The organism is Aeromonas sp. S2(2024) (assembly GCF_041402505.1).
Taxonomy (GTDB): Bacteria; Pseudomonadota; Gammaproteobacteria; order Enterobacterales; family Aeromonadaceae; genus Aeromonas; species Aeromonas media.
In genome coordinates, this window is the sequence record NZ_JBGLRL010000001.1 from 421948 (window position 1) to 447347 (window position 25400).

Annotated in this window: 20 protein-coding genes; 11 read left to right on the top strand and 9 right to left on the bottom strand. The window is 62.0% G+C overall.

Annotation, left to right across the window (positions count from 1 at the left end):
* Positions 1-61: 61 nt before the first annotated feature.
* Positions 62-817, bottom strand: a complete 756-nt coding sequence (moeB, locus tag ACB039_RS01985; protein ID WP_371165018.1) for a molybdopterin-synthase adenylyltransferase MoeB — start codon at positions 815-817, stop codon at positions 62-64.
* Positions 814-2040: a molybdopterin molybdotransferase MoeA gene (gene moeA, locus ACB039_RS01990; RefSeq protein ID WP_371165047.1), complete on the bottom strand. Its 1227-nt coding sequence runs from the start codon at positions 2038-2040 to the stop codon at positions 814-816. The genes moeB and moeA overlap by 4 nt, the downstream gene beginning before the upstream one ends.
* A gap of 358 nt (positions 2041-2398) precedes the next feature.
* Here moeA and folE point away from each other — a divergent pair, with 358 nt between their 5' ends.
* Both folE and ACB039_RS02000 read left to right on the top strand, forming a co-directional pair.
* On the top strand, positions 2399-3055 hold the full coding sequence (folE, locus tag ACB039_RS01995) for a GTP cyclohydrolase I FolE (RefSeq protein ID WP_043132898.1): 657 nt from the start codon (positions 2399-2401) through the stop codon (positions 3053-3055).
* Between the two features lie 271 nt (positions 3056-3326).
* A complete protein-coding gene (locus ACB039_RS02000) occupies positions 3327-4976 on the top strand; it encodes a methyl-accepting chemotaxis protein (RefSeq protein WP_182785768.1) in 1650 nt (549 codons plus the stop codon).
* A 72-nt stretch (positions 4977-5048) separates the two neighbouring features.
* Here the strand turns inward: ACB039_RS02000 and ACB039_RS02005 are convergent, their stop codons facing one another.
* Positions 5049-6779 carry a formate--tetrahydrofolate ligase gene (locus tag ACB039_RS02005; RefSeq protein ID WP_371165019.1) on the bottom strand — a complete coding sequence of 577 codons (1731 nt, stop codon included), beginning with the start codon at positions 6777-6779 and terminating at the stop codon, positions 5049-5051.
* Positions 6780-6845: 66 nt separating this feature from the next.
* On the opposite strand from ACB039_RS02005, the gene ACB039_RS02010 reads away from it, so the two are divergent.
* Entirely contained in the window at positions 6846-7253 is a 408-nt protein-coding gene (locus tag ACB039_RS02010; RefSeq protein WP_317841146.1) for a hypothetical protein, read from the top strand.
* Positions 7254-7271: 18 nt separating this feature from the next.
* Here ACB039_RS02010 and ACB039_RS02015 read toward each other — a convergent pair whose 3' ends face one another.
* On the bottom strand, positions 7272-8174 hold the full coding sequence (locus ACB039_RS02015; protein ID WP_043130096.1) for a LysR family transcriptional regulator: 903 nt from the start codon (positions 8172-8174) through the stop codon (positions 7272-7274).
* A gap of 110 nt (positions 8175-8284) precedes the next feature.
* Here ACB039_RS02015 and ACB039_RS02020 point away from each other — a divergent pair, with 110 nt between their 5' ends.
* From ACB039_RS02020 to ACB039_RS02035, 4 genes are all read left to right on the top strand, one after another.
* Positions 8285-8845 (top strand): YceI family protein, encoded by a 561-nt coding sequence (locus ACB039_RS02020; protein ID WP_025326429.1) that lies wholly within the window; start codon positions 8285-8287, stop codon positions 8843-8845.
* Positions 8845-9582: a hypothetical protein gene (locus ACB039_RS02025; protein ID WP_171269559.1), complete on the top strand. Its 738-nt coding sequence runs from the start codon at positions 8845-8847 to the stop codon at positions 9580-9582. The genes ACB039_RS02020 and ACB039_RS02025 overlap by 1 nt, the downstream gene beginning before the upstream one ends.
* A gap of 185 nt (positions 9583-9767) precedes the next feature.
* Entirely contained in the window at positions 9768-10889 is a 1122-nt protein-coding gene (locus ACB039_RS02030; RefSeq protein ID WP_371165020.1) for an adenosylhomocysteinase, read from the top strand.
* On the top strand, positions 10886-11197 hold the full coding sequence (locus ACB039_RS02035) for a SelT/SelW/SelH family protein (protein ID WP_226169684.1): 312 nt from the start codon (positions 10886-10888) through the stop codon (positions 11195-11197). The genes ACB039_RS02030 and ACB039_RS02035 overlap by 4 nt, the downstream gene beginning before the upstream one ends.
* A 57-nt stretch (positions 11198-11254) precedes the next feature.
* On the opposite strand, the gene ACB039_RS02040 is transcribed toward ACB039_RS02035, so the two are convergent.
* Complete coding sequence (locus tag ACB039_RS02040) at positions 11255-12967, bottom strand: lysophospholipid acyltransferase family protein (RefSeq protein WP_371165021.1); 1713 nt, start codon at positions 12965-12967, stop codon at positions 11255-11257.
* Positions 12968-13142: 175 nt separating this feature from the next.
* A complete protein-coding gene (gene pepT, locus ACB039_RS02045; RefSeq protein ID WP_226169680.1) occupies positions 13143-14369 on the bottom strand; it encodes a peptidase T in 1227 nt (408 codons plus the stop codon).
* Positions 14370-15433: 1064 nt separating this feature from the next.
* On the opposite strand from pepT, the gene speA reads away from it, so the two are divergent.
* Both speA and ACB039_RS02055 read left to right on the top strand, forming a co-directional pair.
* Positions 15434-17335 carry a biosynthetic arginine decarboxylase gene (gene speA, locus ACB039_RS02050; protein ID WP_041206114.1) on the top strand — a complete coding sequence of 634 codons (1902 nt, stop codon included), beginning with the start codon at positions 15434-15436 and terminating at the stop codon, positions 17333-17335.
* Positions 17336-17613: 278 nt separating this feature from the next.
* On the top strand, positions 17614-17802 hold the full coding sequence (locus tag ACB039_RS02055; protein ID WP_005332719.1) for a hypothetical protein: 189 nt from the start codon (positions 17614-17616) through the stop codon (positions 17800-17802).
* Between the two features lie 61 nt (positions 17803-17863).
* On the opposite strand, the gene ACB039_RS02060 is transcribed toward ACB039_RS02055, so the two are convergent.
* Both ACB039_RS02060 and ACB039_RS02065 read right to left on the bottom strand, forming a co-directional pair.
* Complete coding sequence (locus ACB039_RS02060) at positions 17864-18154, bottom strand: hypothetical protein (RefSeq protein ID WP_182310503.1); 291 nt, start codon at positions 18152-18154, stop codon at positions 17864-17866.
* A gap of 217 nt (positions 18155-18371) precedes the next feature.
* The gene (locus ACB039_RS02065; RefSeq protein ID WP_371165022.1) at positions 18372-20504 is read right to left on the bottom strand and encodes a putative bifunctional diguanylate cyclase/phosphodiesterase; all 2133 of its coding nucleotides are present in this window, start codon (positions 20502-20504) and stop codon (positions 18372-18374) included.
* Between the two features lie 464 nt (positions 20505-20968).
* On the opposite strand from ACB039_RS02065, the gene ACB039_RS02070 reads away from it, so the two are divergent.
* Positions 20969-21556: a histidine phosphatase family protein gene (locus ACB039_RS02070; protein WP_371165023.1), complete on the top strand. Its 588-nt coding sequence runs from the start codon at positions 20969-20971 to the stop codon at positions 21554-21556.
* A gap of 48 nt (positions 21557-21604) precedes the next feature.
* On the opposite strand, the gene ACB039_RS02075 is transcribed toward ACB039_RS02070, so the two are convergent.
* Positions 21605-24748 carry a DUF3427 domain-containing protein gene (locus ACB039_RS02075; RefSeq protein ID WP_371165024.1) on the bottom strand — a complete coding sequence of 1048 codons (3144 nt, stop codon included), beginning with the start codon at positions 24746-24748 and terminating at the stop codon, positions 21605-21607.
* Between the two features lie 154 nt (positions 24749-24902).
* Here ACB039_RS02075 and ACB039_RS02080 point away from each other — a divergent pair, with 154 nt between their 5' ends.
* On the top strand, positions 24903-25370 hold the full coding sequence (locus ACB039_RS02080) for a hypothetical protein (RefSeq protein WP_171269132.1): 468 nt from the start codon (positions 24903-24905) through the stop codon (positions 25368-25370).
* Positions 25371-25400: the final 30 nt, after the last annotated feature.

The window sequence follows — 25400 nt, forward strand, 5'->3', positions numbered from 1 at the left end:
GTGCGGACATAAAAATGCCGACCCCCTGGGTTCGGCATTTTTGTTGATGGTTTTTTGCCGCTCAGGGCTGGGAGCAGACCGGGCAGTCCGGGCGCTTGGGGAGCTTCAGCTCGCGAAAGCGGCTACTGAGGCCGTCGATCATCAGCAGGCGGCCGTGATGGCTCTTGCCCATGCCGGCCAGCAGCTTGATGGCTTCGAGGGCCTGCAGGCTGCCCACCAGGCCCACCACGGGGGCCAGCACTCCGGCCTCGACGCAGGTCAGCGCCTGCTCGCCAAACAGGGCGCTGAGGCAGGCGTAGCAGGGCTCGTCCTCCTGCCAGGTGAAGCTGCACAGCTGCCCCTCCAGCCGGATGGCGGCGCCGCTGACCAGGGGCACCCTGTGCTGGCGGGCACGCTGGTTGAGCAGGTTGCGGATGGTGAGGTTGTCGGTGCAGTCGAGTACCAGCTGGTGGCCGGGCAGCAGGGCATCGAGCAGCGCCTCGTCGGCGAGGAGAGTGTGGGTTTCCACCTCTAGCCAGGGATTGAGGGCTCGCAGGGACTGGGCGGCGGAGTCCACCTTGTACATGCCGATGCGCTCGTCGCTGTGCAGCACCTGGCGCTGCAGGTTGGAGAGCTCCACCCGGTCAAAATCCACCAGGGTTAGCCGGCCGACCCCGGCCACGGCGAGGTACTGGGCGGCGGCGCAGCCCAGTCCCCCGGCGCCGATCACCAGCACCCGGGCCTGCTTGAGCGCCTCCTGCCCCTCGAAATCGAAAGATTTAAGAATGATCTGACGGTTGTAGCGCAGCAGCTCGGCGTCGCTCAGGATCTCGCTCACAGCAGCAGCCCCGAGAAGGGCTCGACGGTCACCGTCTCACCGGCGGTCACCTTGCCGCGTTCCTGCTCAAGCACTATGTAGCAGTTGGCCCGGGACAGGGAGCTGAACACCCCGGAGTCCTGGGAGCCGGTGCTGCGTACCTCGAGGCCGTTCGGGCCCTGGCTCAGCATGCCGCGTTGGAAGTCCAGTCGCCCCGGCGCCTTCTTGAGGGGCTCGGTCGCGATGGCCTGCAGCGGCAGGGGGCGCTCGAAGTGGTGACCGGCCAGCCTGGCCAGCGCCGGCTGCACCAGCTGATCGAAGGTAACCATGGCGGAGACGGGGTTGCCCGGCAGGCCGAAGAACCAGGCGTTTGGCAGGCGACCGAAGGCAAAGGGTTTGCCCGGCTTGATGGCGAGCTTCCAGAAGCCGATTTCGCCAAGCTCCTCCAGCAACTGCTTGGTGAAGTCCGCCTCGCCGACCGAGACGCCCCCCGTGGTGATGAGGGCATCGGCCTCGCGGTCGGCCTGAATAAAGGCGGCGCGCAGGGCGGCAGGATCGTCGGGGATGATGCCCAGATCCAGGCACGCTATGCCCATGCGGGTCAGCATGGCCTTGACCCCGTAACGGTTGGAGTCATAGATGTCGCCATGGGCGAGCGGGGTGCCCAGGGGTTTGAGCTCGTCACCTGTGCTGAAGATGGCGACCTTGAGCGGGCGGCGCACCGTCACGGTGGCGATGCCCAAGGAGGCCAGCAGCGGCAACTCCCGGGGGCTGAGGCGCAGGCCGCTCGCCAGCACCCGGGATCCTTGCGCCATGTCCTCGCCGCGGCGGCGGATGTTCTGGCCAAGGAAGGGAGTCGTCAGAAAAGTGATCCCGTTGCCGCCCTCCTGCGTTTCTTCCTGCATGACGACCGCCTCCGTGCCCGCCGGCACCGGGGCGCCGGTCATGATGCGGATGCAGTGACCGACCGGCCATTCGCCCTCATAGGGCTGGCCGGCGAAGGCCTTGCCCGCCACGGGGAGTGGGGCGCCGGCGGCGAGATCGGCCAGACGCACGGCGTAACCGTCCATGGCGGCGTTGTCGAAGGGGGGCACCGACAGGGGGGAGCTGATCTCCTCGGCCAGTATCCGATCCAGCGCCTGGGGCAGCGGCAACTGCTCCGTCTCGCAGCAGCAGGTGAGTTGTTCCAGCATCCCTTGCAGGGCCTTGTCCAAGGGGAGGAGTGCACCGGTATCGAATCCCATCATCATGACCTCTGTGGTGTATAGGGGGTGGATTATCCCAAAAATCCGCCCGGATGGGCAGGCGGATCGTGCAGGAATGCGGGGAAATACGGCTTTTGCTGTGATGACAGCGGCGGCCCTTTCCTTGAGTTACCACCTTGTGGGTGGCATGGAAGGGACGCCTGCATGCCAAGTGCCGGACTGTCTGCCAGGCGCCACCGAACGGGGAGGGGGCCGCAGGGTAAAACCGGGCGGTTTGGCATAAAGTCAGGTGTTGGGCTTGAGTTAGTCTGAATTATGACAATAATCGCCCTGTAAGATTGCGCCACGACACCATGTCGATGGCCAGCACAGTCCCTGAGCGTGGGAGAGAAACAAGATGACGAGCTTAAGCCAGGAAGCCCTGTTGGTCAGGGCTGCGCTCGAGGCCCAGGGCCTCGAGACACCTCTGGTGGCCAATGAATTGAACGGCCAGCAGAAGAAGGAAAAAATCGAAGGCCACATGCGCGCCATCATGGAGACGCTGGGGCTGGATCTGACCGACGACAGTCTGGCCGAGACGCCGCACCGCATCGCCAAGATGTACGTGAACGAGATCTTCTCCGGCCTCGATTACGCCACCTTCCCCAAGGTGACGGTGATCGAGAACAAGATGAAGGTGGACGAGATGATCATGGTGCGGGACATCAGTCTCACCAGCACCTGCGAACACCACTTCGTCACCATCGACGGGCTGGCCCACGTGGCCTATATCCCCCGTGGCAAGGTGATCGGGCTGTCGAAGATCAACCGTATCGTGCAGTTCTTCGCCCGCCGTCCCCAGGTGCAGGAGCGGCTCACCCAGCAGATCCTGCTGGCGTTGCAGACCCTGCTCGGCACCAAGGACGTGGCCATCAGCATCAAGGCGACCCACTTCTGCGTGAAGGCGCGCGGCGTGATGGATTCTACCTCCTACACCACCACCACCTCCCTCGGTGGGGTCTTCAAGACCCAGCCAGACACCCGTGCCGAGTTTCTCGGTGGCTTGAAAGGCTAGTCACCCAGGGGTATGTCGCGCCGACATGCCCCGACTTCTTCCCTCCGTCTGCCCCCGGTTTATTTTCTGAAAAAATCCTAAAGTGATGCCCGCGCTGGCCGATACAGCTCTCCGTGCCGCGGGATGGCCTGTTTGACACCCGTTTGGCCCTCTCTTTCGTGCCGATACGGATGAGATTTGAATGACTGCTATGGATGGCAGCTAGCGTGCTCGCGCCTCGAGGGGCCGGCGCCGACGAATGCCACTTGATGACCCATATGCAGGACATGCCATGAACACCATGACGATAGGCAAGAAACTCTCCGCCGGCTTTGCCGTACTCGGCCTGATGATGGCCTTTATAGGCGGCTTTTCTCTGTTTGAATTCAGCACCATGAACCGGGCTGCCATCGGTTTTACCGACAGTATCCTGCCCGCCGTGGTGCGTACCAGCACCCTGGGCGAGACCATCAATGCGGTGCGCCGTTATGAGCTGGATGTTTTTCTGGTGGCGGACGATCCCCAGCAGCAGGCCCATTACCGCAATGAGAGCGAGAAGAGCCTGCAGGAGGCCGCGCGCCAGATAACGGCCCACGATGGCACCATCTGGGCGGAGGATCTGGAGGAGCGCCGCACCTTCGACATCGTCAAGGCAGACTGGGAGAAATACCTCGGCCTGCACCAGCGCATCCGGCAGATGCAGGACTCAGGGCAGATGGCCGAGGCCCAGCACCTCTTCATGGGGGAGGGGGTCACCCTCTACACCAACCTGGCCAAGTCGGTGGGCGACCTGGTGCGCATCAACCATGGCTATGCCGATGCCTCCCGCAAGGTGGTGGTGGCGGCCTATGATTCCGCCAAACTGAGCGTCACCCTGTCCCTGTTGGTCGGTCTGGTGCTGGTGGTCTGCCTCTCCGTGGTGCTGACCCGTCAGATCCGCGACCCGCTCATCATGTTGGCCCGTCAGGCCCAGCGCATCGCGAGCGGCGATCTCGGCAAGGGTGAGCTGCAGGAGTGGATCCGCACCAGCCGCTTCAACCGCGACGAGCTGGGTCAGCTTGGCTCTGCCATCGACAGGATGCAGGGGGCGTTGGCGGACCTGGTGAGCGAGATAGCCGGCTCGGTGAGCCAGCTCAGCAGCGCGGTGGAGGAGGTGAGCGCCATCTCCGAACAGTCCGCCAAGGGCATGGCCAGCCAGCAGAGCGAGGTCTCCCAGGTGGCCACCGCCATGAACGAGATGCAGTCCACCGTGAATGAGGTGGCCCGCAATACCACGGATGCCATGAGCGCGGCCAAGGAGGCCTCCCGCACCTCGACCCAGGGCAATCAGGTGGTGCGCAGCGCCATCGGTAGCATAGAGCAGGTCTCGCAGCAGATAGAGCAGGCGGGCACTGTGGTGTCGCAGCTGGAAGCGGACAGCGCCAGCATCAGCATGGTGCTGGATGTTATTCGTGGCATCGCGGAGCAGACCAACCTGCTGGCACTCAACGCGGCCATCGAGGCGGCCCGGGCCGGCGAGCAGGGGCGTGGTTTTGCGGTCGTCGCGGACGAAGTGCGTTCCCTGGCCCAGCGTACCCAGGCCTCCACCGCCGAGATAAGCAAGATGATAGCGCTGTTGCAGGAGCGCACCGCCGAAGCGGGCAACGCCATGCAACTGAGCCGTCAGCAGATGCAGGAGAGCGTCGGGCTGGCACGGGAGGCGGGGGGTAGCATCGACAGCATCAATGGCGCCGTCACCCAGATCAGCGACATGAACACCCTGATCGCCACCGCCACCGAAGAGCAGAACGCGGTGACCGAGGAGCTCAACCGCAGCATAGTGAACATCCACAATGCCGCCGACGAGAACGCCCAGGGGGCGCAGCAGACCGCCCAGGCCTGTGTCGAGCTGAGCAAGCTGGCCAACAGCCTGCACCAGATGACCCAGCGCTTCACCCTCTGAGCCTTGACCCACGGATAACAGAAGGCCCCGCCAATCGGCGGGGCCTTGTTGTTTCTGGCGTTGTGGAAGGGCTCAGCTCAGGCCGACTATCTCGCCGTTCTCATCGATATCGATATGGCGAAAGGCTGGCAGGCTGCCCAGGCCCGGCATGGTCATGATGGGGCCCGCCAGGGCATAGACGAAACCGGCGCCAGCGCACAGCCTCACCTCGTCGATGGGCACCTCGAAGTCCGTCGGTACTCCCTTGAGGGTGGGATCATGGCTGATGGAGAGCGGCGTCTTGGCCACGCAGATGGGCAGGTGATCCCAGCCCTCGGCCGAGAGCCGGGCCAGCTGCTGGCGCGCCTTGTCCGAGAGCCGCACCCCGCGCCCGCCGTAGCCGCACTCCACCAGAGTGGCCAGCTTGGCCGCGAGGCTCATTTCGTTTGGGTAGAGTAGTTTGACCTGGCTCTGCTGCTCGCAGGCCGCCACCACGGCCCTGGCCAGCTTGCTGGCGCCCTTGCCCCCGTCGGTGAAGGCGTGGGAGATGGCGGCGTCACAGGCACCGGCCGCCAGCGCCTCGCGGGCCAGCAGATCCAGCTCGGCCTGGCTGTCGGTGGGGAAGCGGTTGATGGCGACCACCACGGGCACACCGTAACGGCGGGCGTTCTGGATATGCCAGGCGAGGTTGGCGCAGCCCTGCTTGAGGGTGGGCAAGTCTTCCCCCAGCAGGCTCTCGGGCAGCGGCTGGCCCGGGCGTATGTCCAGCAGGCCGCTGTTGGCCTTGAGGCCGCGCACCGTGGCCACCAGCACCACGCAGGCGGGGGCGAGGCCGGACTGGCGATACTTGATGTTGAAGAACTTCTCCAGCCCCATGTCGGAGCCAAAGCCTGCCTCGGTCACCACATAGTCGGTGAGGCCCAGAGCGATGCGATCGGCGATGACGGAGGAGTTGCCGTGGGCGATGTTGGCAAAGGGGCCGGCGTGCACCAGCACCGGGGTCTGCTCCGTGGTCTGCATCAGGGTCGGTTGCAGGGCGTCTTTGAGCAGCACCGTCATGGCCCCCGCCACTTCCAGCTGCTCGGCGGTGATGGGGTTGCCGCGGCTGTCCAGCGCCAGCTGGATGCGGCCGATGCGCGCGCGCAAGTCTTTCAGATCGCTGGCCAGCGCCAGAATGGCCATCAGCTCGGAGGCGGCTGTGATGACGAAACGGTCGGCACGCTCCACCCCGTCGGCGGCGCCCCCCTGGCCTAGGGTGAGGTGGCGCAGGGCGCGGTCATTCATGTCCAGGGTGCGCGGCCAGAGGATGTTGGCCGGGTCTATGTCGAGGCGTGGCAAACCGGTTCTGACGCTGAACTGGTCGCCGAGTTTCTGCTCGTGGAACAGGCGGGCATCCAGGGCCGCCGCCGCCAGGTTGTGGGCGGCGCTGAGGGCGTGGAAGTCCCCGGTGAGGTGCAGGTTCATCTCCTCCATGGGCACCACCTGGGCATGTCCGCCCCCGGCGGCGCCCCCCTTGACCCCGAACACGGGCCCGAGGCTCGGCTGGCGTATGGTGGCGATGCTGGGCTGGCCGATGTGGTTGAGCCCCATGGAGAGGCCGAGGGTGGTGACCGTCTTGCCCTCGCCGAGGGGGGTCGGGGTGATGGCGCTCACCAGCACCAGCTTGCCTCTCTGTTTGGGCTGAGACTTGAGCAGGTCGAGACTGAGTTTGCCCTTGTGGTGGCCCTGGGGGCTGAGCTGCTGGGGCGGGATGGCGAGGCGTTCGGCCAGCACCTGGATGGAGAGACGGGGGGACTGGCGGGAGATCTCGATATCGCTTAGCATCAGCACCTCGTTGGCATGTCAGGTCAAAGATGCGGCGAAGTCTAGAGGAATCAATAAGGTTATCCAATGAGTAATACTATTTTATCCGGCAGTCGTGAGCCCCATCAAGCCCCCATACTGCTGGATCTCAATGCCCTCTACCACCCCCCCAAGCAGCCGCTCACCGCCCTTGGCATCGTCAGCGCCTTGATCCCGCTGTTCGGCTACGGCTGGCAGGCGATGACCCAGGATCCCGAGACTCACTTTCGCCAGGAGCTCGGCAAGCGCATCAACAAGCGCAAGACGGACGAGGCCAACCTAGCGCTGATCCTGCAACTGGCGGCCATGCTCGATTGCCACTGCCTGCACATCACTCTGCCCTATGAGCTTGGCGAGGCGCAGCTCGCCACCCTGGCGCGGCGCCTGCCGCGCTGGAAGCTGACTTTGCGCAGTCTGCTGCTGGTGGCCGAGCTGCCAGTCGTACCCACCCCCTGATAACCCTCCGGCCCGGGCTCAGGTCTCCCTGTCCCAGTAGTGGGGGGCCAGGTAGCGCTCCTGCACGAACTCGATGAAGCAGCGCACCTTGGCCGAGACGAAACGGCGGTGCGGATAGAGGGCATAGAGCCCCACCTGTCCCTTCTCCCACTCCGGCAGCAGGGGTACCAAGGCGCCTGAGCGCAGCGCATCCCCGACGATGAAGGTGGGCTGTAATATGATGCCCTGGTGGTCGCAGGCGGCCCGGGTCAGGGCCACTCCGTTGTTGGCGCGAAGGGGCCCAAGGGGGCGCACGCTTTGCTGCTCCCCATTTCGCTTGAAGACCCAGTCCGGCTGGGTCAGGGTGTAGATGAGGCAGTCGTGCTGCTTGAGATCCTCCGGGGTCTCTGGGGTGCCCCTGCGGGCCAGGTATTCCGGGCTGGCGCACACCACCAGCTTCATGGTGGCGAGCGGCTTGGCCACCAGGGAGGAGTCCGGCAGGTTGCCGATCCGCAGCGCCAGATCGAATCCTTCTTCCACCAGGGCCACCCGCCGGTCGCTGTACTCTATCTCCAGCTTGAGCTCGGGAAACCGCTCACGAAACAGCGGCAGGGCAGGGGAGAGGTGCAGGTAGCCAAAGTCCATGGGCACAGAGAGCTTGAGGGTGCCCTGAGGCTGCTGGTTGTTGTGGGTGAGCTGGCTGTGGGTCTCTTCCAGCTCCGCCAGCAGGGCCAGGGAGCGCTGGTAGTAGAACTGGCCCGCCTCTGTGGGGTTGACCTGGCGGGTCGTGCGTGACAGCAGCCGGGTCGACAATGACTCCTCGAGCTGTTGCATCAGCTTGGAGGTCATGGCGACCGAGATGCCGAGCTGATGGGCGGCCTTGGTAAAGCTCTGGCACTCCACCACCTTGATGAAGGTGCGCATGGCGGCTATCTGATCCATATTCCACTCTCGGTTGATAATTATTTTAATAAATCGATGATTATCCATTCCTGCTCGGAGGTTAGCATGTCGGGTATCGATGTGAACCCCCTAATGAAGGAACGATCGGAATGAAAATGACCAAGGCCCTGCTGGCTTCCTGCCTGTTTATGGCGGCTCCCCTGATGGCGGCCGACTACGATGTCGATGCGGCCCACACCACAGTCCAGTTCAAGGTGGGCCACCTCGGCTTCTCCGAGCTGGTCGGCCGGTTCAACACCTTCAGCGGCACCTTCAGCATGGATGATGCCAATCCGACCGCCGCCAAGGCGAGCTTCGAAATCGACGCCGCCAGCGTGGACTCCAACCACGAGGCCCGCGACAAGCACCTGCGCAGCCCCGACTTCCTGGACGTCAAGCAGTACCCCAAGATGACCTTCGTCAGCTCCGGCTATGAAGGCACCAAGGACAAGGGCGTGCTCAAGGGCACCCTGACCCTGCACGGCGTCTCCAAGGACGTGGCCTTCGACATGGTCCACATCGGCGAAGGCAAGGATCCCTGGGGCGGCTACCGCAGCGGCTTCAACGCCACCACCACCATCAAGCGCAGCGACTTTGGCGTGAACTACATGCTGCCGGGCATTCCGGACGAGATGAGCATCAACCTGTTCGTCGAAGGTGTGCGCAAGTAATGGGCGCAGCACTCTTGCTACAGACCCTGGCGGCCCCTTTGGGGGCCGCTTTGCTGTCATGGCGCTGGCCACGACTGGGCTACCTGTGGGGGGCGCTCGCGCTCTGGCTGGTGGGCTGCCTGCTGGGCGGCGCCTATGGCCTGCCGGTCAAGGCGTGGCAGTGGCTGCCGCTGGCCCTGCTGGTGCCCGCCATCGCGGCTCAGGTTGAGGACAAGCGCGCCGCCCTGGCGCTGTTTGCGGTGCTTGGCGCCCTCGTGTGGTGGCAGGGGCTGGCCTCGGTCCTCGCCAGTGAGCCGCGCATCTGGCTGGCCCTGTTGCCCGCCATCGCCTGGTTCGGCTGGACGGGCTGGCGTGGTGACAGTGACGAGGGGCTGGGTTTTGCCCTCGGCTTCATCTGGCTGGCGCTGGTCATCGGCATCGATGGCAGCCTGCTGATCGCCCAACTGGCAGGCGCGCTGGCGGCATTCGCCGGTTTCCGTGCCCTGCTCGGTGCCTTTGCGGGCATCAAGGTGGCCCCGGCCGCCCTGGCGCTGGCGCTCGCCTTCGTGCAGATGCTGGCCTGGCAGTACGTGGAAGTGCCGCTGGTGGTGTTGCTGCCGGTCTGGTTGCTGCCGCTTCTGGAGTGGGCCCTGCGCAAGCTGCCGGGGTTGTCTCGTTGGGGTCTGCTGATCCTGGTGGGGGCAATTGGTGCTGGTTTGAGTCTGTGGTGGGTGTGGCCAGAGGCGTCACTTTATTGATTTCTGCATGAAAAACAGGCTATTACCTTATAAATTGATGGGTTAGTCAAAGTCTGTGTAGATAAAGATTGAGCCCCATGGTGCTTTCAGATAAAAAGGATTTTCAATTATCTGGACACACACAGAACCCGGCTATGCCGGGTTCTGTTTGCCTGCTTTCTCGCGGCACGCTAAGGAGGCCACAGTTGCGCAGTCAGGGATCTGAGCATCTGTTTTTTCGCCATTTCACCGAGCAGGGACGCCTCGGGGATCTCTGCATCCTGCTGGTGACTCACCTGCTTCCCGACAGGCCCCAGTTCATCCAGGTGCTCGATGGGGTGGGGCGCGTCGGCGCCATCCTGCCCAAACCCAAGTCCGTGCACGGGCCGACCCTGGCCTGGGCCCAGCAGCACTACCCAGTGCTGCCGCTCAATCGCCACTGGACCTCGGATCCCGAGGGCGTCATTGCCCAGATAGCCCCCCTGGTGGAACCCCATGAGCGTCTCATCATCCTGGACATAGGCGGCTACTTCGCAAAGACCCAGGCGGTGCTCTTCGAGCACTTCGGCGCGCGCTTTCTCGGGGTGGTGGAGATGACCGAAAATGGCCATCAGCGCTACGAGCAGGAGGTGCTGGCCGCTCCCGTCATCTCGGTGGCGCGCAGCCCCCTCAAGCAGGCGGAAGACATCCAGATCGGCCTGAGCGTGGTCTACTCCGCCGAGTCTCTGGCGCGCACCCTCAGGCGCACCTTCAACGTCTGCCAGGCCGCCCTGTTCGGTTATGGCAAGGTGGGGCGCAGCATCGCCCGCGAGCTGCGCTGCCGCAACCTGCATCTGGAGCTGGTGGAGACGGATGCCCTGCGCCAGGTGGAGGCGCTCTCCCACGGCTTCAAGCTGGTGAACAAGGCCGAGGCTCTGGGCCGCGCCGAGCTGGTGATCTGCTGCACCGGCAACGGGGCTCTGGACATCGCCGACTTGCAGGCGCTGCGCCCCGGCGCCATGCTGGCGTCTGTCACCTCGGCGGACGACGAGTTCGCGTTCTGCCTCTCCCAACTGCCCTGGCCGAGCGAGGAGGTGTGCCCCCATGTGCTGGCGCTCACGCGCCCGGATGGCAGCACCATCTTCCTGCTCAATCGCGGCGAGGCGGTGAACTTCGTCCACGGCGCCGTCATCGGCGAGTACGTCTACCTGGTGCTGGCGGAGATCATCGAAGGGGTGCACCAGCTTGCCGGGCAGACGCCGGCCGCCGGCCTGCTCGAGCTGCCCCAGGCCACCATGCAGCGCATAGCCCGCCACTGGTTAACCGATTTTCATGGAGTCATCGCATGACAGACTTACAGACCCCGGTCAGCAAACCGCGCATCGAGATCCGCTACTGCACCCTCTGCCGCTGGATGCTGCGCGCCGCCTGGCTCGCCCAGGAGCTGCTCTCCACCTTCGACAGCGATCTCGGCGAGGTGGCGCTGGTGCCCGCCAGCAAGGGGGAGTTCAAGATACTGGTGAACGGCATCCAGGTGTGGGACAGGGTGGCCGACGAGGGTTTCCCCGAGGCGAAAGAGATCAAGCAGCGGGTGCGGGACGTCATCGCCCCGGAGCGCGACCTCGGCCATGCCGATCGCAAACCCGCAGCCGAATAAGGCAACCACACAGAGCAAAAGGGAGGCGATAGCCTCCCTTTTTGTTTGCCGTGGCGGCTAACCTGCGGCCTCTGTCCGGGCGGGTTGGCCGATATAGCGGGCCCGCTTGTGGGGTTTGATGCGGCTCACGTCCACCCACACCAGGCCGTCGATGCAGTGGTTGAAGTCGGGGTCTATGCCAAAGTCCATGAACTGCACGCCCCCCGGCTCGCACAGCTCGGAGTATTGCTTGTAGAGGGTGGGGATGGCGCAGCCCAGGTGGTCGAGGCGGGCCTTGAGCGCCTTGAGATCGCTGCCGTAATCCACCCCCTCGAACAGGGGCTCCGTCTCGGGGTAGGGGCGGCGCGAGGGGGCCAGCGCCAACTCGGGGGCGAAGTGCTGGCGGTAGAAGCCCACCAGCAGATCCTTGGCCGCCGGCGGCAGGCTGCCGGAGAGGGTCACGGGCCCGAACAGATACCGATACTGGGGGTAGCGGGCCAGGTAGGCGCCTATGCCGAACCAGAGATAATCCAGCCCCCGCTTGCCCCAGTAGGCGGGTTGGATGAAGCTGCGGCCAAGCTCGATGGCCTGCTCCAGCCGGGGCAGCAATCTTTCTTCAAACCCGAACAGGGTGTGGCTGTAGAGGCCGCTCAGGCCTTTGCGCGCCAGCAGCTCGGCCACGGGGGCGAAGCGATAGGCCCCTATGATGTCGAGGCGGGCCGGATCCCAGAGAATGAGGTGGTGGTAGTCATCGTCGAAGGCATCGAGATCCCGCCGCCTGCCCGAGCCTTCCCCCACGGCGCGAAACGCGATCTCCCGCAGCCGCCCCAGCTCGCGCAGTATCACAGAGTGGCCCTGCTCGTGGCGGCGATAGAGCAGGATGCGCTGGCCATCCGGGGTCTGCCCGAGCAGCTCGCAGCCATCCATGGCCTGTTTGAGCTGGCGGCGATCCTCCGGCAGGGCGATGGGGGCCTCGGTCGCCAGGGGGCCCTTCTTCCCCTGGCCGAGGCGATAGAGATGGCGGCGCACCAGAGCGGCCGCTGTCTTGGGGGCGAGCTCCCCGAGACTCTGGGGCGGGATGCGCTCCCCCAGGGTGAGGGAGATGCGCCGCCCCTGCTGGCGAAACAGCTGGCGCACCAGCAGCAGGGCGGAGGCGGGCTTGTGGAGCCAAGAGGCGAGATAGAAGGGGAGGCCGTTGCGCCCGTCCAGATGGATGGGCACCAGCGGCGTGCGGGTGCGCCTGGCCAGCTTGATGAAGCCCCCCTGCCAGGGACCGTCCTTCACCCCCTTGGGGCCGAGGCGCGACACTTCGCCGGCGGGGAAGATGATGAGGGCTCCCTCCTGGGCCAGGTGCTCCCCCATGGCCAGGATGGCGCGCCTGTCGGTCTTTCCCCCCAGGTTGTCCACCGGCAGCAGCAGGGGACGCAGGGGGGCAATCTGTGCCAGCAGCTGGTTGGCCACTATCTTGACGTCGGGGCGGATGCGGCCAAGCAGGCGCAGCAGGGCCAGCCCGTCCAGGGATCCTATGGGGTGGTTCGCGACTATGATGACCCGGCCGCTGGCGGGGATGTTCTCGAGTTCGGCCTCGCTCACCCTGTAGTCAAAATCGAGGGCGCCGAGCGCCTGCTCGACGAAGTCCAGGCCGCGCAGGTGAGGATGGCGCTTGGCAAACTCGGCGAAGGCCTCCTCGTTGAGCAGCCAGCTCAGCCCCTGCCGGAGCAGGGGACGGATCAGGGGTTGGGTGGCGAGGCGGGGCAGATGCTGCCCCAGCAGGGTATCGACGTTGAACATGGGCAAGGCTCCGCGGAACGTTGCCTCAGGGTGCCGCCCCCCGGTTTCCCCTGTGTGGCAGCGCCGTGACGGTTTGATGATCCGGGGCAGAGAGCCCGCTCATACCGCAGACCCGTCCCCGCTTATACCGCCGTTATTTGCTCCCACCCGGCCCCGCTCAGGACGGTGTCACTGCTTATTGCTCCCGCCAGGCCGAGGTGAGTTGCACCAGGGCCACCAGGGTGGCGACCGCCTTCTCCATGGATTGCAGCGGGATGAACTCGTGCTTGCCGTGGAAGTTGTGACCACCCGTGAAAATATTCGGGCAGGGCAGCCCCATAAAGGAGAGCCGCGCGCCGTCGGTGCCGCCGCGAATGGGTTTGATTTTGGGGACCACGTCGGCGGCCTCCATGGCGGCCCTGGCCAGTTCGACGATGTGCATGTGCGGCGCTATCTGGCTGCGCATGTTGCGGTAGTTGTCGGTCAAGTTGAGCTCGATGCGCGCCTTGGGGTTGTCCAGCTGCAGGGAGGCGACCCGCTCCTTGAGCTGCGCCTTGCGGGCGGCGAAGCAGTCGTCGTCGAAGTCGCGGATGAGGTAGTGCAGGGTGGTTTCCTCCACGGTGCCTTCCATCCGTGCCAGGTGGAAGAAGCCTTCGTACCCTGCCGTGCACTCAGGGGTCTGCTCGGGAGGCATCTCGGCGTGGAAGCGGGCGGCCAGGGTCTGGCTGTTGATCATGCTGCCCTTGGCGGTACCGGGGTGCACGTTGTTGCCTGTGATGCGCACAGTGGCGCTGGCGGCGTTGAAGTTTTCATACTCCAGCTCCCCCAGCTCGCCGCCGTCGACGGTATAGGCCCATTTGGCCGGGAATCTCTCCAGGGGGAACAGATCGGCGCCGCGGCCTATCTCCTCGTCCGGGGTGAAGCCTATCCAGAGATCCCCGCGAGGGATCTCGGGGTGAGCCAGCAGGTACTGGGCGGCGGTGAGGATCTCGGCGATGCCCGCCTTGTCGTCGGCCCCCAGCAGGGTGGTGCCGTCCGTGGTGATGAGATCCTGCCCCAGGTAGTTTTTCAGGCAGCGGTACTGGCGAATGGCCAGCACCTCGTCCCCCTTGCCGAGACAGATGTCGCCTCCCTGATAATTTTCAATGAGCTGGGGCACTACCTGTTCTGCCTCGTAATCGGCGGTGTCCATGTGGGCAATCAGCCCGATGGCGGGTGCATCCGGCTGATTGCCCGGCAGGCAGGCGGTGAGGTAGCCGTGCTCATCCAGGGTGACGTGCGCCAGCCCAAGCTGGGTCATCTCCTCGCAGAGGGCGCGGGCGAAGACGAGCTGGCCCTCGCTGCTGGGACAGACAGGATTGGTCGCATCGGAGCGGGTATGAAAAGTCAGATAACGCAGAAAACGCTCAAGCAGGGTATCCATTGGCAGGCCTCTAACCACAAAAGAGGGACCATTGTGGCCAAGACGGCCGGGCCGCTTATTGCGTCAGCGCAGTTTTTGATGAATTTGTCGGGGCAGGGATCCCGGTGCACAGGGTGGCGGGAGGGGTCACCGCTCGAGGCGTGAGTGAATAAAAATTCCAAATTTAAAACTCATCATGCATATGCGAAAGGGCTGAATTTCCCCCCGGCCCAGCACTGGCAAGGGGTGGGGGAAAATGGCTGGTTCCCCTGTTATTTTCAGGGCCAATCCCGAGCGGCCTCATCCCTCGCCATCCCAGAGCCAGCCTTGCTGGCAGCAAGATTTGACCCACCGGCCAAAACCCGTTTTTTAACACGATTTTTTATTGTCAGTGGCGCCGGTAAGTGTGTACACTCCGCGCCGATCCGAGGGTAACCCTGAGCAGGCAGAGGCCGCCAGACACCGACAGGATCAGACGCCTATAGGGCGAGGCACGCAGAAACGACAGACACTGCTGGGGAATGGTTTCTTTAATACCGGTTAGGCTCCGGTATCAGGGAGAACAACAGACTCTCATCCACCAACTGACCGAGTGGGCCAACGGCTCATCATCTTCCCTTGTCATGGGCGGTCACTGGCGTTGAGCGGGCTGTGGTGGTTGTCGTTTATCAACACGCGTGCGTGCTGACGTCTACCCTTCTCTTCCTTGAACCCTTCTCCTTCTGTCGGGATGGCTGCCGAATGATGAACGAACGGCGTGGCTGATGCCGGTTGTCATCAAAGTACCGCGGCGCCCCATTACAGTGGCACCGCATACCGTTGAGCTTGATGTAAAGCCACCAGCCCCACATCAAGACTCGTTACTTCCCAAGATCCACCAGGCAGCCTTGGCTTGCCGCGATGTGCAATAGAGGATCTGGCTGTGACAAGGCCCAGGGTCAGGCAACAACGCCTGCCGCCGCCGGCCGTGACGCACCGGGTGCCCGCAGGCAGCCTTTGCTCGCCGCATGTTGCAATCGATGGTCTGGATGTGATTGAGGGTAACGAAGGCGGCCTTCTGGCCGCTCATTTGCGAGGCATAGCCCATGACTAACTGGTCCAGCAAGGACTCCTTGAAGGTCTACAACGTTCCCTACTGGGGTGCGGGTTTTTTCAATATCAATGACGCCGGTCATGTGACCGTCTCCCCCGACAAGTCTCGTCCCGAGGCGCGCATCGTGCTGTCCGAAGCCATCGAACAGCTGCGCCAGTCCGGACTGACTACCCCGGTATTGCTGCGTTTCCCCGACATTCTCAAGAGCCGGGTCGATGCGCTGTTCAACGCCTTCGGTCAGGCCATCGAGAAGTCAGGCTATGAAGGGGACTACCTGTGCGTTTACCCGATCAAGGTAAACCAGCAGCGCCGCGTCATCGAGACCATCAGTCAGTCCTACAGCGACAAGCCGCGGCTTGGGCTGGAGGCGGGCTCCAAACCGGAGCTGCTGGCCGTGCTGTCCCATCATCATGAGCAAGGGTCCGTCATCGTCTGCAACGGTTACAAGGACCGCGAATACATCCGCCACGCCCTGCTGGGCAACCTGATGGGCCACAAGGTCTACATCGTGGTGGAAAAACCCTCCGAGCTGGAAATGGTGCTGGACGAGTCAGTTCGCCTCAACATCAAGCCCAACATCGGGGTGCGCGCCAAGCTCGCCTCCACTGGCTCCGGCATGTGGGAATCGAGCGGTGGCTCCATGTCCAAGTTCGGCCTCTCTGCCTCCCAGATCCTGGCGCTGGTGGAGCGTCTGCGCAGCCTCGGCAAGCTGGACTGCCTGCAACTGCTGCACTTCCACCTGGGCTCCCAGATAGCGAACATCCGCGACATCCAGGGCGGCATCCGCGAGTGCGGCCGTTTCTATGCCGAGCTGCGTCGTCTCGGCGTGCCCATCGACGTGGTCGATGTGGGCGGCGGCCTGGGTGTGGACTATGAGGGCACCCGCTCCCAGAGCCACTGCTCCGCGAACTACAGCCTGTCCGAGTACGCCAACAACGTGGTGTGGGGCATCGGCGATGTGTGCCGCGAGTTCGACCTGCCGCACCCGACCATCATCAGCGAGTCCGGCCGTGCCCTGACCGCCCACCACGCCGTGCTGGTCACCAATCTGATTGGTGCCGAAGGGGTGGAAGTGAACGACATCCACGCGCCGGATGAAGACGCCCCGACCATTCTGCAGAACATGTGGAAAGGCTGGCTGGACCTGCGCAGTGAAGACCCCTCCCTGCTGGAGATCTTCCACGATTCTGTGGCGGATCTGGGGGATGTGAACACCCAGTTCACCATGGGTCTCTTGAACCTGGAACAGCGCGCCTGGGCAGAGATGCTGCACCAGAATACCTGCCTGGCGCTCAAGGAGCTGCTGAACCCGGTCAACCGCAACCACCGCGCCCTGGCCGACGAGCTCTCCGAGAAGCTGGCAGACAAGTGCTTCGCGAACTTCTCCCTGTTCCAGTCCCTGCCCGATGCCTGGGGCATAGGTCAGGTGTTCCCCGTGATGCCACTCACCGGCCTCGAGCGTCCGCTCACCCGCCGCGGCATCCTGATGGACATCACCTGTGACTCCGACGGTCAGGTGGAGCACTACGTCGACGGCCTGGGTGTCGAGAGCACCCTGCCGATGCCGGAGTATGCCGAGAACGAAGAGTGCCACGTCGGCTTCTTCCTGGTGGGTGCCTACCAGGAGATCCTGGGGGATCTGCACAACCTGTTCGGTGATACCCACTGCGCGGAAGTGTGGCTGGACGAGGAAGGCAAGATGGACATCCGCAACGTGGTGCGCGGCGACACCGTCGACCAGCTGCTGCGTTACGTCAACATCGACCCCTCCGTCATTCGCGAGAACTATCAGCGGATCGTCTCCCACCCGGCGCTGGACGACGCGACCCGCAAGGCCCTGCTCGACGAGCTGGAGCTGGGTCTGCAAGGCTACGCCTACCTGGAAGACGAATAAGCCAGCGGCTTGTTCCCCCGTTGGTCAAAAAGACGGGAGTGAAAAACGGCGCCTTCGGGCGCCGTTTTTGTTGCCAGGATCTGCCCTGCGGTGATGTACGGGGCGAATACCCGTCTCCATTCGAAGAGCAGGAGCCAGCCCTGGGCCCTGGCAGGCCACAGATCCGGCAGATATCCTCGACTGCCCGCCGTTTCCCTTGATCCACATCAAATGGGACTCGGACCGGTTATTTTACGGTCAGGAGTGTTGTTGATGGGATGTAACAAAAGGATGTGCATATGGAACTGGAAAGGGACCCGAGATGCTATACCGACGTCTGTATCGACGGTAAGTGGTATCACTACGATCATTGCAGCACCCACGTCTACATGCTGATGGGGGGCGCGGCGCCGAGCCTGCAACTGGCCTGTGAGCCCGGTAGCGAAGAGGAGCTGATTGCCATGCTCCAGCAACTGACCCGCTGCTGAAGCAAGGCTGTCTCATGGCCATCGGGCAACACGCCGCGATGGCCACTTTCTGTTTTTCCTGTCAGCCGTTCGTCTTGCGGCCAAACAGCTTCTTGCCCATCTCCATCAGGGCGCTCGCTGCGGCATAGCTGCTGTCTGACTTGCCCACCTCGTCCGCCACATAAAGGAAGTCTGACTTGTACTTCTCCACCGCCTCCTGGGGGTTGGTGGCATCGATGAAGTCCTCCTGCACCTCGAACCCCTGTGCCAGCAGCTCAGCCTTCTCCGCCAGAAAGCTGGGGGAGGCCATGTCGACATAGGTGTACTGCTGCCGGTTGGAAGCCGGAATGCTGAAAAACTGGTATCTGGCCATCTGTGCTCCTCGCTTGCGCGGCGTTGTCTTGATGTGATCGGCTCTCGCCGAACGGCCCCTTGTTTGCCGTCTGCGCAAGGGGTAGAAAGCAACATTCGAGTCTTTGTTGGGCAGCCTATCCTGAGTCAGCGAGAGATGCAATTGGAGAACGTGCTCGGGGAAGGGGAGGGGCGAGCGCAGCAGAGTGCAATGGAATAGCCCCTGCGTCAGGCTGGGCTCAGGCGAGCACGCTACCCGCATAGGGCTCTCGGTGAGGCTCATCGATGTGGCTGTGGGCCAGCAGCTGTTCCCCCGGCATGGGACGCCCGAGCAGATAGCCCTGCAGGGTGTCGCAGCCCAGCTCGGTCAGCAGGGCGCGTTGCTCAGGGGTCTCCACCCCCTCGGCCACGATGCGCATGTCCAGAGCCTGACCCAGGGCGATGATGGTGGCATCGTCCCCCTCGTGCGTCAGGGTGGCGACGAAGCCTCGGTCAATCTTGAGCTCGTTGGCAGGGAAGCGCTTGAGGTAGAGCAGGCTGGAGTAGCCGGTGCCGAAGTCATCGATGGAGATGCCGAGCCCGAGCTCGGCCAGGCGATTGAGGATGGCCAGGCTCTCCTCGGCGTTCTCCATGGCGGTGGATTCGGTGATCTCCAGGGTGAGGTGGCGCGCCTCGAGTCGGTGGCGGGAGAGGGCGGTCTCCACCTCCTCCAGCAAGCCTGGGCTGGCCAGCTGTATGGTGGAGAGGTTCACCGCCACGCTCCAATCGTGATGACCCGCTTCCCGCCAGCGGCTCATCTGACGGCAGGCTTCATCCAGTACCCAGTTGCCGATGGGGATGATGAGCCGGGTCTTCTCCGCCAGGGGCAGGAAGCGGGCCGGGGAGATGGTGCCATATTCCGGATGCTGCCAGCGCAGCAGCGCCTCGGCACCAACCACCCGGCCGCTGCGGACATGGTACTTGGGCTGATAGTGCAGGACCAGTTCCTCCCGCTCCAGGGCATGGTGCAGCGCCTGTTGCAGCAAAAACTGCTGGTGGGCATTGGCATTCATGGCGCTGTCGAAGCAGTAGTAGCCGTTGCGCCCTCGCTCCTTGGCGTAGTACATGGCGGCATCGGCGTTGAGGGTCAGCTCGTGCAGGCTGATGCCATCCTGGGGATAGACGGCGATGCCGATGCTGGCGGTGATGTGCAGGCTGTGATGCTCCCACTCATAGGGCTGGGCCAGGGCGGCCAGCAGGCGCTCGGCGAAGGCCGTGGTCTGGCTCAGGTCCCCCGGCGCCAGGGCCAGCACGAACTCGTCCCCGCCAAAGCGCGAGGCGGTGTCGCTGGCGCCAAGCAGCGCGGTGATGCGCGTCGCCACCTCGGCCAGCAGTAGATCCCCGGTGTGGTGGCCGTGGGCATCGTTGATGATCTTGAAGCCGTCGAGATCGAGAAATAGCAGGGAGAAACTGCGCTGGCTGTGTTGGCACTCCTGGATGCGCTGCTCCAATCGGGTGGCAAACAGCAGCCGGTTCGGCAGCCGGGTCAGGCTGTCATGGAGCGCCAGCTTGATCAGCTCGTCGTGGGCCAGGTGCAAGGAGGTCGAGAGACGGGCGGCGTGGGCATCCAGCATGGAGAGCACCAGGGCGATGGCGAACACCGCCAGGGTCACTATGATGATGACGGTCGCCAGCCACTGGGTATTGAGGCCGGTATAGAGGGCGCCGCACAGGCTCCCCTGTGGGAACTGGGCTGCCGCCATGCCGGTGTAGTGCATGCCGATGATGGCGGCTCCCATCACCAGGGAGGCGACGGCCTTGCGAAAGAAGGCGCGGGGGGTGCTGTTGCGCAGGCGAAACGCAATCCAGAGCGCGGCGCCGGAGGCGAACACGGCTATCAGGATGGAGAGCGCGAAGAGGCCGCGGTGGTAATGAATGCTGGGATTTATCTTCATGGCCGCCATGCCGATGAAGTGCATGGTGGCGATGCCGGCCCCCATCAGCAGGGCGCCCCCCGCGATATGGCGCCAGGGCAGCTCGGGGCGGCTCACCAGCCAGAGTGCGAAGGCCGACGAACCGATGGCCGCCACCAGGGAGAGCGAGGTCAGGGTCAGGTCGTAACCGAGCGCGATGGGCAGGTTGAAGGCGAGCATGCCGATGAAGTGCATGGACCAGATGCCGAATCCCATGGCGAAGGCGCCCCCCGTGAGCCAGAGGGCGGCGGCCCGGCCCCGGCTCTGGCTAACCCGGCTTGTCATGTTGAGCGCTGTGTAAGAGGCGAGCACCGCCACCAGGATGGAGAAAAACACCAGATCCTGGCTGTAATAACTGTCGAGCATGGGGTGGGTCGCGGTCACTTCATTCACTCTGGGATGGAAAACGGCCTGAGCCATGGCCGGACTGGAGAAGAAAATCGGGCTGGGGATTGTACACCAGGGGCGTCCCAAAGCGGTCAGCTATACGCACCAAAATGAACACTGGATCAGAGTAAAAGCACTGAATTTATCCCTTGATGGCAAGGCCCTCCCGCGCCCTGTCCAAAGGCGGGTTCCAAAGTTTCCCGTTTGGAAAACAGGGGCATGGAAAATCTGGGAATAGATAGCTCCGGTCGTGACCTGCTATTGAAATACGGCTCAGGGAGAGTCCTGGGCTGCTTTGCAGTGCTGCCCCCTCCATTCATGTGAGGCGCTTTGGGCGTGGTGCTTGTTGCTGTACAGTTGCGTTCACCATGACCATTGGGATGTGATGTCACAGTGCCATATAGGTATCTGGCTTCGTCTGCGCCTTGGTTGACCCGACACATCTGTTATCATGCGTCTCCCGCTTTCGTTATCTCGTTGAACCTGCAGGAGAAAGCATGTCTCGAACCCTCTATTTGCTGCGCCACGGCCAGACCCGTTACAACGCCGAATTGCGGTTGCAGGGACGCTGCAACTCGGATCTGACCGCCAGGGGCGAAGCCCAGGCCCTCGCCATGGGGGCCCGCCTGGCAGATCTCCTGGCTGAGCCCGCGAGCTGGACCCTCTATGCCAGCCCCCTTGGTCGTGCCCGTCAGACGGCGGAGCGGGTATGCCAGCAGCTTGGCTTGGATAAGGAACGCATCGTCTGGGACGAACGGCTGGTGGAGCTGGGCATGGGGGAGTGGGAGAGCCGCCGGGTTCCCGAGCTGTTGGCGGCCCATCCCGAGCTCGATCTGGAAGAGCCGGATTGGTATCTGCAGGCCCCGAATGGAGAGAGCTTCCTGAGCATTCAGCGCCGGGCCCAGGCATGGCTGCAGGACGAAGGCATTGCCAAGCAGGCCATCGTCGTCTCCCACGGTCTGTTCGGCGCCATGCTGCGCGGTGCCTATGCCGATCTGGATTACCTCACCACCTGGACGCAAGAACTGCCGCAGGATGCCTTTTTCAAACTCAGTGGCGGCCGTATAGAGCGGATTTCCTGCTGACCACGCGAAGACGGCCCGCCCTTGACGGGCCCTGTTGTGATTGCTCGTTCAGCCAACCGCCAATTTGGCCGCCTCTTTCCACATAAATGGCGGCATCGGTGTCGTGAGACGCCATTTAATGTTCATCGGCTGGCTGCCGCTATGAGATACGTACTCCACCTCACCAAAGTTCACAAAGCCAAGGGTGCGGCCAAATTCATCTTTGCTCTGCTCGCGGACGAACAGAAACAAGCGCTTACCCTCTGCTCTGTGATTTATGTAACTCAGCCCCTTACCCCGTTCTGGGCGAGCGCTGTTTTGGCTTTGCCAATGAAACAGCGACTCGTTGATGGCGTAGTCGTGATAACGGGTGGTGGGGGAGAAGTGCTGTTCCGTTTTGTTCAAGGTAACGAACAGCAACTCGATATTTTGCTCTGCGATGACATACACCCCTTCGCGAGCCGTGGGTTGCTGCGCGAAGGTGGTCGCGCCAAAGCCAACCAGCACCTGCTCTCTGGCATAACGGGCATGCAGTTGCAGCGGATTGTCGGGAAGGTCGGGCATGGCGCTTTGTTCGTGCTGCACCCGGTTGATCAGCATGGGCAACAGATCTGCCAGCTCGGCCCTTAACTCTGGTTGATAGAGTTGTTTCAGACTGTGCGCCAAGGAGCTAAAGCCTGCAGTGGGACCGCTCTGTTGCCAGAAGTCGTAATGGCACATCAAGGCCATCCGCTCATCGTACTCGGTCGTTAAGGTAAAGGCCTCTTCCACCAAGGTTTGTAAGAATTTCAAGTAATGGAGCGCATCGCAGCCCAATAGCCGGGTTCTGATGGCCCGGGTGTAGAGGATCGACAGCTTCTCATCGCTCATTTCAGCCACGGTATGGTTGCGGGCCTGTTTGACCAAGGAGCTCCAATTGCCGCGCTTGTAGATCTCCTCAAGGTTGATGTGAGGGTAAAACTTCAAAAAGTTCGCCAGCGTCAGCGGTAAATCGCAATCCTGTGAAAAACGGCGGATCAGGCCCATGAGTCGCGAGGTATTGAGGGTCGCCTTCTTGATATTGCTCAGAATTAACTCTTGGGTCTGTTTTGAGAGCTCGATGCGGCAGCCCAAGGGGGCGTGAGGAAAGCCCTGTTTGATTTCGTGGCTGATCGCCTTATTGGTTTTACCCACCAGTGCCCGGAATTTCTGGGCAAAGTCATACTCCGCACGAGCATTGCCAACAAAATCCAACACGGTGCAGCACTCTTTATCGCTCGCCAGCCGCAGGCCCCGCCCTAATTGCTGCAAGAAGATGGTGAGGCTTTCCGTTGGTCGTAAAAACAGCAAGGTGTCGACCTCCGGGATATCGACCCCTTCGTTAAAGATGTCCACCACGCAGAGAATATTGATAACGCCGGTACGCAAATCCTGCTGTTTACTATGGCGATCGTCTCGGTTATCGCTGGTGAGGATGTCAGCCTTGATGCCCTTTAATAAAAAAGCCTTGCACATAAAATCGGCATGTTCGCGGCTCACACAAAATGCCAGCGCTTTTATCTTGGTAATATCGGTGACGATCTCATCGAGGCTCTGGACTATTTTCTGCACCCGTTGTTGATTGTGGGTATAGATATTGGTGAGCTCAGTGATGTCATAACGGCCATTTTTCCAAGTCACTTGGCGCAAGTCAGTATCATCATCGATACCAAAATATTGGAATGGACAGAGATGGCGTCGATTGATGGCCTCGGGCAAGCGGATTTCTGCTGCGATGACACCACAAAAGTCAGCGAGAATATCACCGCCATCATGGCGCTCTGGGGTTGCGGTCAATCCCAACAGAATGTGAGGTTCAAAGGCGGCGAGCAAACCACGATAACTGGCCGCCGCAATATGATGAACCTCATCGATGACGATGTAATCGAAATAGTCTGGGCTAAGGCGCAAATTAGCCAGTTGGTTATTCAAGGATTGCACCGAGGCAAACAGTCGATGGTAGTGGGTTGGTACGGCGCCACCGACCAAGAGTTCGCCAAAATTGGATTGTTTGAGCACTCCGCGGTAAGAGGCCAATGCTTGGCGCAAGATCTCTTCTTTGTGGGCGACAAACAGGAACTTGGCGTCGGGTTTGGTTTTCAGAAAACGGGCAAAATCAAAGGCTGAGATCAGGGTTTTGCCCGTCCCGGTGGCCGCTACCACCAAGTTACGAAAGCGCTGATGTAAAGCGCGCTCCATCGCCAATTGCTCAAGGATCTCCTGTTGATGGGGAAACGGTGTGATATCAAAGAAATAGGCAGAACTATTTTTATCCCCATCCCCACGTGCCTCTTGCAGCGCATGCTGTAATTTTGTACGGCTTTCGAGCTTGCCATCGAACAGCTCAAAATCATCGGACTCCCAATAGGTTTCAAAGGTACTCAGGGATTTCTCGATAATATGCGGGATCTCTTGCGAGGTGATTTTTAGGTTCCATTCCAATCCGCTGGTGAGGGCGGAATGAGAGATGTTGGATGAACCTATATAGCCGGTATGAAAGCCAGTATGTCGGCAAAAGAGATAGCTCTTGGCATGCAACCGCTCGCGCTGGGTGTTATAGCTGAGTTTGACTTCGGCATTGGGGAGGTTGGCTAAAAATTCAACTGCCTTGGCGTCGGTTGCCCCCATATAAGAGGTAGTAATTACTTTTAATTGGCGGCCGCTGCGAGTGAACTCTTCCAGCTCATGACGGAAAATACGGATACCTGCCCATTTGATAAATGAGACCAGCCAGCAGATGCTATCTGCCGATAATATCTCCCTTTTAATCTCCGACTCCATCGACAAACCCGCATTGCTGCCGCAGAACAGCTCACTTTGCGTTAGACCTGTCAGAGGGAAAATATCCTCGGCATATTGCTTTAAATTGGCTGAGATGGGGTTATCCAACTGGTAGAGCGCTGTCAGAATTTTTCCCTGACTATCGATGAGGTTCTCGCCAATAAAGTCTGGGTCTTGGGTGCGATCCTTTAGCCAAAGCAATAACTGATTAGCCAGTTCAATCTGCCGTTGCAGCTGATCTTCTCCAGTAACCGAACCCACCGCATATTCCAAAACCCGACTCAGAAATCGTGATAACCAGACAGCCGCTTCGGCAGGCTCAAGTTGGCGTTCCCCGACGTAAAAGCGCTCACGGTCGAGTCGAGATGTCAGCAGTTGAGTAATGAGTTGTTCATAAATACCGCATTGTTGCATCGCACACTGGCCTTGAACGTTGTACAGGAGGGTGGCGAGCAGAGTATCATTTTTTCCAACCAAATCAGTAAGCTGTTGTCGCTTGTTACTCGTTTGAAAATCGCCCCGATTTTTCGTGATACAGCTCGGCAGTGACAACCACAGGGAGGTGGTGATGGATCCGGTTTCTTACCTTTTTTCGGCTTATCTCAATCTGGTGCAGCAGCAGGTGACGGATATCTATGGCACCGAGGTCAAGGCGCTGGTGGTGCCATATGAGGGGGAGCAAGTTCCCTTCTCTTATCAGCTCTGGCAGATCAAACAGAACAGCGTCTGCCGTCCCTATGAGCAGGATGTGCGGCGCTTCAGTCAGTGCACGGTCAAGGCGCAGGCGCTGTTTGGCAAGTTGTGCGATGAGTTGTCGCGCCAGGATGACAGCAGTTGGCAGCTCCCTAAGTACCGCACCATGTACTGCTCGGCTGCTGTCGGCTATCGCCCCATGATTGCGGAGATCGCCGATGCCAAGCAGAGCCCGGCGAAGCTCGCGGAGCGGGCCTGCAATCAGGCCATTCTGGCGGCCATGGAGAGCGAGGACGAAGCACTGCTGGCCCAACGAGACAAGGCCTGCGCCGCCGTGCGATAAGGTGTATTTCCCTGATAAAAGAAATGGTTA